This window comes from Shouchella hunanensis, from assembly GCF_028735875.1.
Lineage (GTDB): Bacteria > Bacillota > Bacilli > Bacillales > Bacillaceae_D > Shouchella > Shouchella hunanensis.
This window is the reverse complement of sequence record NZ_CP117834.1, coordinates 509702-524981: the sequence shown is the minus strand read 5'-3', so window position 1 is coordinate 524981 and position 15280 is coordinate 509702. Positions and strand designations below refer to the sequence as shown.

The following is a 15280-nucleotide window of genomic DNA, read 5'->3' as shown; positions in this document are numbered from 1 at the left end:
AGTAAGTGTTGGAGGACAAGTTCATGGTAGAAACCATCCTAATTGCAGTCGCTAGCTTTTTTTTGAATCCAATTGTTTATATCGGCTTCTTTACGCTTTTTATAATCGCTCATTGGCGAGTGAAGCAAGAACGGTCATCGTTTCATACACGAGTTTATGCACGGCGAGCTGATTTTTTGTTAAGTGCCATTCCTTCTGTTGTGACGGGTGTTCTCGTCAGTATAGTGACCATTGCGGCGGGAGTTGTAGTACCGACTGATATACTTGTGGCCATTGCATTAGCGACGTTGCTGCTTTTACTTACTGGACAAATGCATTGGCTAACGCCTACATATGTTTTTTTCCTTGTTGCTCTTTATTTAGTTGTTTTTCCACAGTTCATGGTGTTTCCCTTTTCAGAAAGTGGAGACCAGGGGTCCTTACTTTATGCTGCCATTACGTTTAGTGTAGCGGTGTTATTGTTTTCTCAAGCCATGCTTGTAACTATGAACGGGAAAAGGCTCATTTCACCACAGCTTGAAAAAGGAAAAAGAGGAAGATTTATAGGGATCCATAAAATAAATCGTTTATGGATTGTCCCCGTTGTCTTTTTTATTCCAGAGAGTGCTTTGGTACTACCTTGGCCTTGGCCAACTTTTTCTATAGGGTCTGAGTTTATTCAGCCAATTCTGTTTCCAATCCTGCTAGGGTTTAAACAACAATCCCGTACACACTTAGATACACGATTTTATCAATATACACGCGCTTACTTCTTGCTTGCAGGAGTAGCTACTGTCTCTACTGTTATTCTGTTCTATTACCCTAATGAATGGCTATTTGTAAGTATACTAGGCGTTATTGCCTTCATTCATGCTATAAGCCAATTTATCATTAGGCATAAAGAAAAGAAGGATACCGCGTTCTTTACAGAGGAAGAAGAAAGTTGTCGAGTTGTTGGGGTTTTACCAAACAGTCCAGCTGATAAAATGAAGATTGTTTTAGGAGAAGAAATTTCAAAGGTAAATGGCCAAATGGTTTATGATGAAACGACGCTTTATCAGGCGCTCCAAAAAAATCCTGTTTACTGTAAAATTGAAGTGAAAGATGTCAATGGAGAAAAGCGCTTTGTACAAGGACCGCTTTATAGCGGAGAGCACTATCAGCTTGGTGTATTGCTTGTTCGCAAACAAGAAAAGCTAAGTAACTCAATTATCTAGCGAATAAAAAGACCTTCCATTTTTGTGGAAGGTCTTTACGCATTAATTTTATTTTAATGGTTGAAGCGCGCTTTTTTTACGCTTTTTTACAGGTGGTAGCTGAGAGATCGTGTCTTGTTGCTTAGAGATTTTAAATAGAACAAACCAAATGAGGGCGAATCCAATTAGCTGGGCAATTGTTACGGTTTCTTGAAGGGTAATCCATGATACAAGCAACCCTGTCATTGGAAAGCTTAGTTCAGCAATTGTAGCAACGGAGGCCTTAACAGACTGTAACCCACGATAGTATAACAGCATGGACACAAGACCAGGTAATAATGCTGAAGCAAGTAAATTAAGGGCAATGAACGTTAATGCAATGGTTGATTCAGGGCTTGCCCACATATCAGGAGATACGCTTATTAAGACACCGAGTAATGGAAGTGCAAGTAAAAACCGTAGTGCAGTAACAGTCTCGTGGCGACATTTCTTTAGTAAGATACGTCCCATTACCGTCGAGCCACCCCAAAGTGCTGCTGCTCCGATGGCGTACAAACTACCTAGTTGAAATATTTCCCCTGGATTATTGATCGGGAAATAAAAGCCAAATGTTAACAGGTATGTCCCAATTAGCGCAATCGGTACGTAAACGCCGAAATGCTGCGGCAGTTTTTCTTTTAAAAGAAAGTGCGCAAGGGTGATGGCGAATAGCGGCTGCAATTTTTGTAATAGCAATACTGAATTAATCTCACCACTAGATGCAGCAATAGTTAACCCTTGTGTAAATAAAAGAGTGGCAAAAGCAGAGCCTCCCCAAGAAATAAACAGAAGCGCTCCTAAATCTTTAAAGCTAAGTTTCTTTAAATCACCTTTAAACTTTAAAAGGATGGGAATCGCAATAAAAGCTAAAATAATGTGTTCAATAAAAACAATTTGTAAAGACGTCATCGTATCAAGTAGCAAAATACGAAAAAGTGGATTAATCCCCCAAAAGGCGGCACCAATCACGATAAACCAAAACGTCTTATTTGATTGCGGTTGTTCATTCACAGCTGTGAGCTCCTTTTCAATGAAAAGGTCTTCTGTAGAAATCAAAAAGCCCTGGACAATGTTGTGTTCAGGGCTGGAGAAATAAACATAGTAAAGACTATGTTCTTTCTATTTGATCTTCTCCCATCCGGACTATACCGTCGGCTTTGGATTTTCACCAAATCAGTCCACATATAATTATGCGGAGTCGCGGGCTTTAACCGCCGGTCAGGAATTTCACCTGCCCCGAAGATACCTATTCAATTTGTATATAATCTACCGTTATCATACTGGATTTTTTTAAAAGCGTCTAGAAATTTGTTTGTTAGCAATTTTTGGTTGCGCACGTGCGTTCGTAAATGTTGGTGCAAGTCTTCATTCTTGTGGTATACTTAAGCGAACGTGTGTTTACAGGAAATGAATTGATTGGGTTTTTAACGACGCTAAAATGGGAATACCAGTAGGATCATGTTCTTTTGCAAAGGAGGGGTGAGCTTATCAAAAGAAAGATTGTTATTTGATAAGTTCTAAAGACGATGGATCAAACGTTTCAATTAGTATCAGACTACTCGCCACAAGGTGATCAACCAACTGCAATAGAAAAAATTGTACGTGCAATTGAAAATGGGGATCGGCATCAAACGTTATTAGGTGCAACGGGTACAGGAAAAACGTTTACGATGTCCAACGTCATTCAAGCAGTGAATAAGCCGACGCTCATTATGGCCCATAATAAAACACTAGCAGGTCAGCTTTATAGTGAATTTAAACAGTTTTTTCCTCATAATGCGGTTGAGTATTTTGTTAGCTATTACGATTATTATCAACCGGAAGCATATGTACCTTCTTCTGATACGTTTATTGAAAAAGACGCAAGTATTAATGATGAAATTGATAAGTTACGGCACTCAGCTACTAGTGCGTTGTTTGAGAGACGGGATGTCATTATTGTAGCGAGTGTATCGTGTATATATGGTTTAGGGAACCCGGAAGAATACCGGGATCTTGTCTTGTCCATTCGTACCGGGATGGAAATGGATCGGAATGAATTATTACGACGCCTTGTCGATATTCAGTATGATCGTAACGATTTGAATTTTATACGTGGAACATTCCGAGTAAGAGGCGATGTGGTTGAAATCTTCCCGGCATCGAGAGACGAGCAATGTATTCGAGTGGAATTTTTCGGTGACGAAGTTGATCGTATGACCGAAGTCGATGCATTAACTGGAGAGATCAAGGGAGAGCGAAACCATGTATCGATTTTTCCAGCCTCTCACTTTGTTACCCGTGAAGAAAAAATGAAAAAAGCAATTGAAAATATTGAAGCCGAACTAGAAGAACGATTAAAAGCGCTTCATGCGGATGGAAAGTTGCTTGAAGCACAAAGACTTGAGCAACGAACACGCTATGATCTTGAAATGATGGCGGAGATGGGATTTTGTTCAGGCATTGAAAACTACTCTAGGCATTTAACCTTACGTGAGTCAGGGGCAACCCCGTACACGTTAATTGATTTCTTTCCAGAAGACTTTCTATTAATTATGGATGAATCTCACGTAACATTACCGCAAGTAAGAGGGATGTACAATGGTGACCGAGCGCGAAAAGAAGTACTCGTTAACCATGGCTTTCGTTTGCCGTCTGCACTCGATAACAGACCATTAAAATTCGCTGAATTTGAAGAAAAAATAAGTCAAGCCGTTTACGTATCGGCTACGCCTGGCCAGTATGAGCTAGAGCACACTCCTGAGATGGTTGAACAAATTATTCGACCAACTGGCTTGCTTGATCCACCAATTGAAGTCCGACCAATTGAAGGGCAAATTGATGATTTAATTGGAGAAATCCATGAGCAGATTGAGCGTGACGAACGTGTCTTAGTGACGACCTTAACGAAAAAAATGTCTGAGGACTTAACGGACTACTTAAAGGAAATTGGAATTAAAGTTCGTTATTTACATTCAGAAGTAAAAACGTTAGACCGTCTAGAGATCATTCGTCAGCTTCGATTGGGGACGTTTGATGTCCTTATTGGGATCAATTTATTAAGAGAAGGGTTAGATATTCCAGAAGTATCTCTTGTCGCGATTTTAGATGCTGATAAAGAAGGATTCTTACGTGCAGAGCGATCTCTTATTCAAACAATTGGACGTGCTGCTCGAAATGAACACGGTCGAGTTATTATGTACGCAGATAAAATAACCGGTTCAATGGAAGTCGCGATTAGTGAAACAAAACGTCGTCGAGAAATTCAAGAAGCCTTTAATAAAAAACACGGCATTACGCCACAAACAATTCAAAAGAAAATCCCGGATGTGGTGCAAGCGACCTATGCTGCTGAAGATGAAGGGGAATATGACGTAACGAAGAAACCGCAACAAAAAATGACGAAAAAAGAACGCGAAAAAACAATTGCTCAAATAGAAGTAGAAATGAAGCAAGCGGCAAAAGACTTAAACTTCGAGCGGGCAGCAGAGCTTCGAGATATGCTGTTAGAGCTTAAAGCGGAAGGATGACGGTATGGCACAAGAAGAGATTATCGTTAAAGGTGCACGATCAAATAATTTAAAAAATATGGATGTATCCATTCCTAGAGGAAAGCTAGTCGTTTTGACAGGCTTGTCTGGGTCTGGAAAGTCTTCCTTAGCGTTTGATACCATTTATGCGGAAGGCCAAAGACGCTATGTAGAATCATTGTCCGCTTATGCTCGTCAATTTCTAGGACAGATGGATAAGCCTGATGTTGATGCCATTGAGGGACTGTCTCCAGCCATCTCAATTGATCAGAAAACAACGAGTCGAAACCCACGTTCAACGGTTGGGACTGTCACTGAAATTCACGACTATCTTAGGCTTCTTTATGCTCGAATTGGAAAACCGATCTGCCCTAAGCACGGTATAGAGATCACTTCACAAACGATTCAGCAAATGGTCGATCAATTGTTGCAGTTCCCTGAACGTACAAAAATGCAAATTCTTGCTCCAATGGTATCGGGGCGAAAAGGAACGCACGCAAAAGTATTTGATCAAATCAAAAAAGATGGATTTGTACGTGTGCGTGTCAATGGTGAAATGAGAGAAGCGACAGACGATATTCAGCTTGATAAAAATAAAAAACATAGTGTTGAAGTCGTCATTGACAGGATCGTTGTAAAAGATGGCATTCAAACAAGAATGGCTGACTCTCTAGAAACGGCTTTAAATCTCGCAGAAGGGCGAGTGTTAATTGACGTAATTGATGGTGAAGAATTACTCTTTAGCCAGCATCACGCTTGTCCAGAATGTGGTTTTTCCATTCCTGAGCTAGAGCCGAGATTTTTTTCGTTTAATAGCCCATACGGTGCTTGTACAACTTGCGACGGACTAGGTGTGAAGCAGGAAGTCGATGCTGAGCTTGTCATACCGGATGCTGACAGGACATTGAGAGATCATGCTGTTGCGCCGTGGGAGCCAACAAGTTCGAATTACTATCCACAATTACTTGAGGCAGTATGTGAGCATTTCTCGATAGACATGGATGTGCCGTTTAATCAGCTTCCAGAAAAACATCAATCCATTATTTTAAACGGCAGCGGAAAAGAAAAGATCTTCTTTCATTATGAAAATGACTTTGGTCGCGTACGTGAGCATATGATTGTATTTGAAGGTGTGCTTGCAAATGTTGGTCGTAGATATAGAGAAACCAGCTCTGATTACATTCGTGAACAAATGGAAACGTATATGTCGCAAAAAAACTGTCCCACGTGTAAAGGGTACCGTTTAAAGAAAGAAGCGTTAGCTGTTTTTGTAGGTGGGAAGCATTTAGGTGAAGTGAACCAATACTCATGTACGGATGCACTGCAGTTTATGCAAACATTAGAGCTATCTGAAAAAGATCGTTCAATTTCAAGGTTAATTTTGAAAGAAATAGAAGACCGAATTGGTTTTCTCATTAATGTTGGGCTTGATTATTTAACGTTATCACGAGCTGCTGGCACGTTATCAGGCGGAGAAGCACAGCGAATTCGTTTAGCAACTCAAATCGGCTCTTCTCTCATGGGGGTGCTGTACATTCTCGATGAGCCTTCTATTGGATTACATCAAAGAGATAATGATCGTTTAATTGAAACGTTAAAGCGGATGCGTGATTTAGGAAATACTTTGATTGTCGTTGAACACGATGAAGACACAATGCTAGCGGCTGATCACATTATTGATATCGGGCCAGGTGCAGGTGTACATGGTGGCTATGTAACGGCACAAGGTACACCCCAAGAGCTTATTGACGATCCGAACTCATTAACAGGTCAATATTTGGCTGGGGAAAAATTTATTCATGTGCCAACCGAACGGAGACCACTTACGGGTAGGCAGTTCGTGGTCAAAAGTGCAACAGAAAACAACTTAAAGAATATCAATGTTACGTTTCCTTTAGGTGTGTTTACTGCTATTACCGGTGTTTCGGGATCCGGTAAAAGTACGCTGGTTAATGAAATTGTTCATAAATCATTAGCGCAAAAAATTCATCGTGCTAAAGAGAAGCCAGGAAAGCACAAAGAAATTGTCGGTATTGAAGAAATGGACAAGGTCATTGATATTGATCAATCACCAATTGGACGAACGCCTAGGTCAAATCCAGCAACGTATACGAGTGTGTTTGACGATATTCGTGATGTATTTGCATTAACAAACGAAGCAAAAGTCAGAGGATATAAAAAGGGCCGGTTCAGCTTTAACGTAAAAGGTGGAAGATGTGAAGCTTGTAAAGGTGATGGGATTATTAAGATTGAAATGCACTTTTTACCTGACGTGTATGTCCCATGTGAAGTGTGCCACGGCAAACGCTATAACCGAGAAACGCTAGAAGTGACCTATAAAAATAAAACGATTGCTGATGTGCTTGAAATGACAGTAGAAGAAGGCGTTGAGTTTTTTGGTAGCATTCCAAAAATTAAGCGTAAAATCCAAACGCTTATTGATGTCGGCTTAGGCTATGTTCGTCTTGGTCAACCAGCAACAACGTTATCAGGTGGAGAAGCTCAGCGAGTCAAGCTAGCATCGCAACTTCATAAACGCCCGACTGGAAGAACCCTTTATATATTGGATGAACCAACAACAGGCTTACATGTAGATGATATTGATCGGTTATTGCATGTTCTTCAACGACTTGTTGATAATGGCGATTCGGTACTTGTTATTGAACATAATCTCGATGTCATTAAAACTGTGGATCATATTATTGATCTTGGACCAGAAGGTGGAACTGGTGGCGGACAGCTCGTTGCGCAAGGTACTCCTGAAGCGGTGGCTGAAGTAGAAGGTTCCTATACTGGCCGGTATTTAAAACCAATATTGGAAAGAGATAAAGCGCGGTACGCAGAAAAATTCGAGTTTTCATCATAAATTTTAGGGAAAATGAAACATGTGACCTTGCTTCTTCGTAATAAGATTATAAAGGCTATTAAGTAAAAAGGAGCGATCGTGATGGAAGAACGTAAAATGATTCTAAAAATGATTGAAGACGGTAAAGTTTCTGCTGAAGAAGGGCTAAAATTGCTTGAAGCAGTTGGGAAAGATGAGCAAGAAGTGCCTACTTCTCAATCAGCAGCAAGTAAGACGCGTGAAGAAGGTACAGAACGTGAAGAGTCTCCTTTCACAAAGTTTACAAGTTTTTTTGAATCAGCATTCCAAAAAGTAAGAGATGGCGACTTTGACTTTAATTTTGGTAATGGAATGGACATTCAACACACGTTTGAAGAGGATCACGTTGATATAAAAAATGTAAAGGTGTCTTTAGAAAATGGCTCCTTTACGATTGTTCCTTGGGAGAAGGATGGAGTACGACTGGAGTTAGATGCGAAAGTCTACCGTACAAACAATGCAGAACAAGCGCATGATTTTCTCTTGAAAGAATCGTCCTTTTCTGTAGAAGATGATGTCTTGCTATTCGAGACGAAATCAAAAACAATGAAAGTAAACGGAACGCTTTATGTTCCTGCTTCAACATATGATAGCGTCAAGCTTTACACATTCAATGGTTCTTTAACTGGTGAATCGTTGAATACGAAAGAATTTGAAGCAAACACAACAAACGGCTCCATTAAAACGAGTCATCTTCAAGCCTCTAAAGCAACAATAGAGACGATGAACGGGTCCATTACCGTTGATGAAAATACGTTAGGATCATTATTTGCTAAAACCTTTAATGGAACAATTAAAGTAACAGGAAAAATTGAAGATGCCGACGTAGAAACTGTTAATGGATCTATTACGTATTATTTGAATAAAAACAATGAATCCGCTGGTTATTTGGACGTAAAAACAACAACAGGAAGCGTAAAGCTCTTTGTAGCTGACGATGTTCGATTTGAAGGGAAGCTACGATCAAATGTCGGCTCCATTCACAATCATCTTGAATCATCAGAGATTCATGATGAGAAGAAAGAATTGGCACAACGCTATATGCATGTGACGGCCAACGATTCACTTCCAGGAAAGATGAAAGTTCGTGCAGTTGCGAACACAGGAAGCATTACGCTAAGAAATCAGTAAACAGTTTGTTTTGAAAGGACGTTACAACAATGAAACAATTAAAGAGATCGACAACGAAGCGTTTTATAACAGGCGTATGTGGCGGAATAGGAGAGCACTTTTCAATTGATCCGACTATCATTCGTTTAATTGCTGTGATTTTGGCATTGGTCACAACGGTTTGGCCCGTCGTACTTGCCTATATTATCGCTACATTTATTATGCCGGCAGAGTAGTAAGGAGGGCTTTTTATGAGATGGTTACTTGGTCTTGTGCTTAATGCACTCGTGTTATTACTTCTATCAGCGTTATTCTCTGGGTTTACGTTAAGTGGCTTTGGAGCAGCGTTGATTGCAGCGCTTATTTTATCTGTTTTAAATTGGACAGTGAAACCAGTGCTAACCATTTTAACGTTACCGATTACCATTTTGACACTAGGACTGTTTTTATTCGTCATTAGTGCGTTAACGTTAATGCTAACAGCTTGGTTAATGGGAAGCTACTTTGTGATCGATGGATTTGGTATTGCGCTGCTCGCAGCTGTCATCATTGCACTGTTTCAGACTTTGCTTATTAATCCAGTTAAAAGAAGCTAACGTACCATACGATTAAGGAGAACAGGCGTGGATGCTTATTTCCACGTCTTTCTTTTTGTTCATTGAGTGGATCTTTTATAAGTTTTATGACTCTAGAGAAAATCGTGCTACAATATGGCTAGTGAAAAGCAATGTAAAAGAGGTGCACAAATGATAAAAGTGACAGCAAACGATATATTAGAGAAGTTTCACTTTGAATTGCTAGCTGGAGAAGAAGGAATTTATCGCCCGATTACAACAAGCGATATTTCTCGTCCAGGCATAGAGATGGCTGGTTTTTTTACCTATTATCCAGCTCGAAGATTACAGCTGATTGGTAGAACGGAGCTATCGTTCATTAAATCACTATCAGATGAGGAAAAAGAAGAACGATTAACCAAATTATGTACATATGATACACCTGGAATTATTTTATCTCGTGGACTTGAGGCGCCTTCTCAATTGATCGCGGCAGCCAATAAAAAAAATGTTCCGGTTTTACGATCGACTTTAACAACAACACAGTTAAGTAGCCGCGTAACAAACTACTTAGAGAGTGAGCTAGCGCCTGTGACTGCGGTTCATGGAGTACTTGTTGATATTTATGGTATTGGCGTATTAATTACAGGTGGTAGTGGTGTAGGTAAGAGTGAAACGGCGCTCGATCTTGTTCGAAGAGGGCACAGACTTGTGGCTGATGATTCTGTAGAAATTCGTCAACAAAATGAGGATACATTGGTTGGGCATCCTCCTCCATTACTCCAGCATTTATTGGAGATTCGTGGATTAGGCATTATCAATGTTATGACACTCTTTGGAGCCGGAGCGGTTCGCCCATTTAAACGAATTAGTTTATGTATGAATTTAGAAACATGGGATCAAAAGAAAGCTTATGATCGACTAGGTCTCGAAGAAGATAAAATGAAAATTTTCGATACAGAGATTACGAAATTAACGGTGCCTGTGAGACCAGGGCGAAATTTAGCTGTTATTATTGAAGTCGCTGCTATGAATTTTCGTTTAAAGCGTTTAGGCTTTAATGCGGCCCAAGAATTTTCTGAACGGTTAACGCAAGTAATTGAACAGGGTGACAATGAAGATTTTTAAAATGAACGTTTGTGAGGTGAACTAAAGTGAATACACAAATCGAACCGATGGATCGAGTGTTTATTTCTCTTGGTCCAATTGATATTTATTGGTATGCTGTTTTGATTCTTTTAGGTGTTGGAGTCGGTTATTTATGGGCTCGCTCTGAAGGGGAAAAACGAGGGTTACCAAAAGAAACTTATGCAGACTTACTTGTGTGGGCGTTACCAATTTCCATTATTTGCGCAAGAGCCTATTATGTCATTTTCAGGTGGGACCAGTTCGCAGATAGTCCGATGAGTGTGTTTAACATTCGTGAAGGTGGAATTGCCATTCATGGTGCCTTAATCGGTGCAGTTGTTACAGCTATTATTTTTGCGCGTGTGAAGAAGCTATCGTTCTGGAAAATAGCTGATGTTGCAGCACCAGCTATTTTAATTGGTCAAGCGATCGGTCGCTGGGGGAATTTTGTTAACCAAGAAGTGTACGGCGGCGAAGTATCACGGACGTTTTTAGAAAGTTTGTTTTTACCTGATTGGATCATTAATCAAATGTATATTAATGGGGCTTACTATCACCCGACATTTTTATACGAATCTTTATGGAGTATTCTTGGTGTCGTCATCCTTATTTTGCTACGCAAAGTGAATTTACGCCAAGGGGAACTTTTCTTCTCTTACGTCATCTGGTATTCAGTCGGACGGTTCTTCATTGAGGGGATCCGTTTAGATTATTTACTGATTGGAGAGACCCTTAGAACAGCACAGTTATTATCACTTATTCTCATTGGTTTATCCATTATTCTTTGGGCGTATCGACGCATCGTCGTAAAGCCACCAAGATATTTAGATACAGATAGCGATAGTAAACAGAAAAAGAAAAAATAGAAAGAAGGGATACCATGGGAGTGGTGAAACGAGGACTGTTATCAGGTTTACAGACAACATGGACGTTAGGCAAAATTATTTTTCCCATTACATTGTTTGTCACGCTGCTCGGCTACACGCCGGTGCTCGGTTGGATCGCTTCAGGCATTGCGCCTATTATGAATGTAATTGGCTTACCAGGCGAAGCTGCTATTCCGTTAGTTATCGGAAATGTGTTGAATTTATTTGCGGGAATTGGCGCCATTCTCTCCCTTGACTTGACGATCAAAGAAGTATTCATTCTCGCTATTATGTTATCTTTTTCGCACAATCTCATTGTGGAATCAGCAGTCGCTACAAAGGTTGGAATAAAAGTGTTTCCGATTGTAGCTGTTCGAATCTTTCTCGCCCTATTTTCAGCATTTGTAATTAATCTAGTGTGGGATGGTGGAAGTGAACAGGCTGTTTACGGTCTTGCTTCTGCTACACAAACAGCTGAACCAACAACACTACTAGGTATGATTGCTGTAGGGTTACAGACTGCTTTTTGGGGTGTTGCACAATTAGCGTTAGTTGTCATTCCACTTATGCTGATCGTGCAAATTATGCGTGAACGTGGCTGGTTAAAAGTAATCTCTCAATGGCTTTCTCCTCTAACGCGCTTAATTGGTGTCGATCGAAATACATCGGTGACCTTGGCTTCTGGTTTAACAATCGGTCTTGCTTATGGAGCAGGGGTCATGATTGATGCCGTTAAAGAAGACAAAGTGAAGAAGAAAGATCTTTATATCGTGTTTATTTTCCTTGTCGCTTGTCATGCTGTTGTGGAGGATACTCTTGTTTTTGTTGTTCTAGGTATTCCGGTTTGGCCGCTTCTTGTCATTCGTGTTATTACGGCTTTGTTATTAACTATTGTCATTTCAAGAGTGTGGACCCGATTAGAAAAAAGAAAAGAATCATCGTATAGAAAGGAAACCGCATATGACCATTAATACCATTTTGTTTGATTTAGACGGAACCCTTATTGATACAAATGAGCTCATTATCCAATCATTTTTGCATACACTTGAGCCAGATTATCCAGGTCAGTATTCAAGAGAAACAGTCCTCCCATTTATTGGTCCTTCTCTTCAAGAAACGTTTTCGTCCATAAATAAAGAGAAAGCAGCGACGTATATAGAGACCTATCGAACACATAATCATCACCATCATGACTCGCTTGTGACCATCTACCCTGGTGTAAAAGAAGGCGTTAAACGATTACATGATGAAGGCTACAAGCTTGCCATTGTAACAACGAAAATAAAAGAAACTGCGATGATGGGCCTAAAGCTGACAGGCTTGGATGCGTATTTTGATGTTATTATAGGTCTAGATGATGTAACGAAAGAAAAGCCTAATCCTGAGCCTATCTATAAAGCGCTTGAACAATTAAATGCTAAAGCGGAAGAAGCGATTATGGTTGGGGATAATTCTCATGACATTTTGGCAGGAAAAAATGCAGGAACAGTAAGTGTAGGTGTTGGCTGGGCACTTAAAGGAGAGGCATTTTTGAAGTCATTCGAACCTGATTATATTATACGATCCATGGATGATCTTCTTGCGATTGTAAAAGAAAGATGAGTAGACGAACGGAGCGCTACCCGGTTTCTGGAACGAATTCGCTTTGGCAGCTTTATAAGACCGTATCTTTCGGGAAAGTAATAAAAATTTTTATTATTAGTCAAACCGCACGAATTACACCATCATTTCGCGTGAAAAACTGGCTTTATCGTACGTTTTTAAACATGAAGATTGGCGACTACACAGCCTTTGCGTTAATGGTTATGGTAGATGCCATGTTTCCAGAGCGTATTAAGGTTGGCACAAATACCATCATTGGATACAATACGACCATCCTTGCGCATGAATACCTCATCCAAGAATATCGCTTAGGCGACGTCATCATTGGTGACGATGTGATGATTGGAGCAAATTGTACCATTCTACCTGGAGTCATTATTGGCGATCGAGCCGTAATTGGTGCAGGCACCGTTGTACATAAGGATGTGGAAAGTGATACATTTGTCGCTGGGAGTCCGATGCGTGTGATAAAAAGACAGAATGAGCAGAACTAAAGGCTTGGAAATCAATCCAAGTCTTTTTTGTTAACCTTGAACTAGTTGACTTTCTAAGCGAACAAATGTAAACTATTAAAAAACTTTAATTCATTAGCGATTTACCAAACTAAAGCATTTGAGGTGTTTTCCTTGTCACAGCTATTTTTATTTGAGAAACCTTTGGGGATGAGAGATCGATTGCCTCATCAACACCATTTACAAAATAAAATTTCTACACAGTTAATGCAAACAATTGGAGAATGGGGATATGAAAAAGTTCAGACTCCTGCATTAGAGTATTTTGAAACAGTGGGAAAACTATCGGCTATCCCAGATCAGCAGTTGTTTAAATGCTTTGACTTGTCAGGGAACACACTTGTATTACGTCCCGATATGACTGCGCCAATTGCTCGTCTTGTTTCCTCGACAATGAAAAGAGAATCGTTCCCACTGCGCTTATCTTACCATTCCAATTTATACAGGGCTCAACAATTAGAGGGAGGTAGACCAGCGGAATTTGAACAAGTTGGTGTTGAACTAATTGGTGATGCTACAACAAGCGGTGACAGTGAGGTCTTTGTTCTTTTTCAAGAAGCGATGCAAACAATTGGCCTAGAGCGGTATCAGCTTGTTTTAGGTCACATCGGTTTTATCCGAGCGTTATTAAACGAGTCGGTGCCTGCCGATCAAGCAGAACAACTTCAACGTTATTTATTTGAAAAAAATGATGTTGGTTTTCGCGAAGCGGTTTATACGTATGAACTTCCCTCGGACATTGAAAATCGCTTAATTCAATTGCTTGAGTTGCGAGGTAATGCGTATGTGTTGGACGAAGCAGAACAGTTGGTAGCTTCAGAAGAGGGAAAAAAGGCTATTCACGAACTGCGAGGCATTTTGGATGTATTACAAGAAGAAGGATTTGAATCGTTTGTTCAATTTGATTTAAGCACGGTTCTTCATATGAGCTATTATACTGGTTTTGTATTTGAAGCCTATCATGAAGATGTTGCCCAAGCCTTAGGGGGCGGGGGACGGTACGATGAACTATTGAAAAAGTTTGGACGTACGGCTCCGGCAACGGGATTTGGTTTAAGAATTGATTTACTCAGTGAAGTGTACTCAAGTGAAAACGAGCCGGACAAAAAGTGGTGTGTGTTGTATCATCATTCTAGACGGAAAGAAGCGTATAAAAAAGCCGCTGAATTACGCCAACGCGGTAAAGCTGTTATTGTACAAGATCAAGCTGGTCTATCAGAAAATTGGGTGAACGAACAAGTAGAGCTGGCGTATATTCATTTTGAAGAGGAGTAGGCACATGAGACCGTTAACGATTGCGATGCCAAAAGGTCGGATCTTTGATGAAGCTGTAAAATTGTTGCGTGCTGCAGGCTATCAGCTTCCAGAGACTTTTGAAGAATCGCGAAAATTAATTATAGATGTACCCGAAGAAAACTTACGCTTTGTCCTAGCGAAGCCAATGGATGTTCCTACCTATGTAGAACAAGGCGTTGCCGATGTAGGTGTTGCCGGGAAGGATGTCATGCTTGAAGAAAAGCGTGATGTTTATGAAATGCTTGATTTAAACATTAGTGCTTGCTATTTAGCAGTGGCAAGTTTACCAAATTATCAAAAAGGTGAATTGCATCCTAAAGTAGCTTCTAAGTATCCGAATTTAGCCATTCAATATTTTAAAGAACAAGGGGAGCAAGTGGAAGTCATTAAACTTAATGGATCGATTGAGCTCGCGCCTATAATGGGTCTAGCAAATCGCATTGTTGATATTGTGTCAACTGGTCAAACGCTAAAAGAAAATGGATTAGTTGAGTTAGAGAAGATCCAAGAAATTACCTCGCGATTTATTGTTAACGCTTCGAGCTATCGCTTAAAAGGCGAAGAGATTCAGCGAATGATTAAACAGTTACAAGCTGTAGTGTAGG

General features: G+C 40.2%; 14 protein-coding genes and 1 riboswitch. Of the genes, 13 read left to right on the top strand and 1 reads right to left on the bottom strand.

Annotated features, from left to right (window positions below; translation table 11 throughout):
- Window positions 1-23: 23 nt before the first annotated feature.
- Window positions 24-1196 (top strand): PDZ domain-containing protein, encoded by a 1173-nt coding sequence (locus tag PQ477_RS02850; RefSeq protein ID WP_274272925.1) that lies wholly within the window; start codon window positions 24-26, stop codon window positions 1194-1196.
- Between the two features lie 48 nt (window positions 1197-1244).
- Here the strand turns inward: PQ477_RS02850 and PQ477_RS02845 are convergent, their stop codons facing one another.
- A complete protein-coding gene (locus PQ477_RS02845) occupies window positions 1245-2225 on the bottom strand; it encodes a DMT family transporter (protein WP_144559450.1) in 981 nt (326 codons plus the stop codon).
- Window positions 2226-2336: 111 nt separating this feature from the next.
- A riboswitch (FMN riboswitch) is annotated at window positions 2337-2462 on the bottom strand.
- Window positions 2463-2740: 278 nt separating this feature from the next.
- On the opposite strand from PQ477_RS02845, the gene uvrB reads away from it, so the two are divergent.
- From uvrB to hisG, 12 genes are all read left to right on the top strand, one after another.
- Window positions 2741-4723, top strand: a complete 1983-nt coding sequence (uvrB, locus tag PQ477_RS02840; protein WP_274272924.1) for an excinuclease ABC subunit UvrB — start codon at window positions 2741-2743, stop codon at window positions 4721-4723.
- Window positions 4724-4727: 4 nt separating this feature from the next.
- Window positions 4728-7589, top strand: a complete 2862-nt coding sequence (uvrA, locus tag PQ477_RS02835) for an excinuclease ABC subunit UvrA (protein WP_274272923.1) — start codon at window positions 4728-4730, stop codon at window positions 7587-7589.
- 81 nt (window positions 7590-7670) lie between these two features.
- Window positions 7671-8738 carry a DUF4097 family beta strand repeat-containing protein gene (locus PQ477_RS02830; RefSeq protein WP_035394631.1) on the top strand — a complete coding sequence of 356 codons (1068 nt, stop codon included), beginning with the start codon at window positions 7671-7673 and terminating at the stop codon, window positions 8736-8738.
- Window positions 8739-8767: 29 nt separating this feature from the next.
- Window positions 8768-8953: a PspC domain-containing protein gene (locus tag PQ477_RS02825; RefSeq protein WP_060703688.1), complete on the top strand. Its 186-nt coding sequence runs from the start codon at window positions 8768-8770 to the stop codon at window positions 8951-8953.
- Window positions 8954-8968: 15 nt separating this feature from the next.
- The gene (locus PQ477_RS02820) at window positions 8969-9313 is read left to right on the top strand and encodes a phage holin family protein (protein WP_035394626.1); all 345 of its coding nucleotides are present in this window, start codon (window positions 8969-8971) and stop codon (window positions 9311-9313) included.
- A 150-nt stretch (window positions 9314-9463) separates the two neighbouring features.
- On the top strand, window positions 9464-10399 hold the full coding sequence (gene hprK / locus PQ477_RS02815) for an HPr(Ser) kinase/phosphatase (RefSeq protein ID WP_035394625.1): 936 nt from the start codon (window positions 9464-9466) through the stop codon (window positions 10397-10399).
- Window positions 10400-10425: 26 nt separating this feature from the next.
- Window positions 10426-11265, top strand: coding sequence for a prolipoprotein diacylglyceryl transferase (gene lgt, locus PQ477_RS02810; protein ID WP_274272922.1), 840 nt, complete (start codon window positions 10426-10428; stop codon window positions 11263-11265).
- Window positions 11266-11279: 14 nt separating this feature from the next.
- The gene (locus PQ477_RS02805) at window positions 11280-12236 is read left to right on the top strand and encodes a nucleoside recognition domain-containing protein (protein WP_035394623.1); all 957 of its coding nucleotides are present in this window, start codon (window positions 11280-11282) and stop codon (window positions 12234-12236) included.
- A complete protein-coding gene (gene ppaX, locus PQ477_RS02800) occupies window positions 12226-12867 on the top strand; it encodes a pyrophosphatase PpaX (protein ID WP_035394622.1) in 642 nt (213 codons plus the stop codon). The genes PQ477_RS02805 and ppaX overlap by 11 nt, the downstream gene beginning before the upstream one ends.
- Window positions 12864-13361 carry an acyltransferase gene (locus tag PQ477_RS02795; RefSeq protein ID WP_144559448.1) on the top strand — a complete coding sequence of 166 codons (498 nt, stop codon included), beginning with the start codon at window positions 12864-12866 and terminating at the stop codon, window positions 13359-13361. Before ppaX ends, PQ477_RS02795 begins: the two co-directional genes overlap by 4 nt.
- 132 nt (window positions 13362-13493) lie before the next feature.
- Window positions 13494-14654 (top strand): ATP phosphoribosyltransferase regulatory subunit, encoded by a 1161-nt coding sequence (locus tag PQ477_RS02790; RefSeq protein WP_035394620.1) that lies wholly within the window; start codon window positions 13494-13496, stop codon window positions 14652-14654.
- A 4-nt stretch (window positions 14655-14658) separates the two neighbouring features.
- A complete protein-coding gene (hisG, locus tag PQ477_RS02785; RefSeq protein ID WP_035394618.1) occupies window positions 14659-15279 on the top strand; it encodes an ATP phosphoribosyltransferase in 621 nt (206 codons plus the stop codon).
- Window position 15280 lies beyond the last annotated feature (1 nt).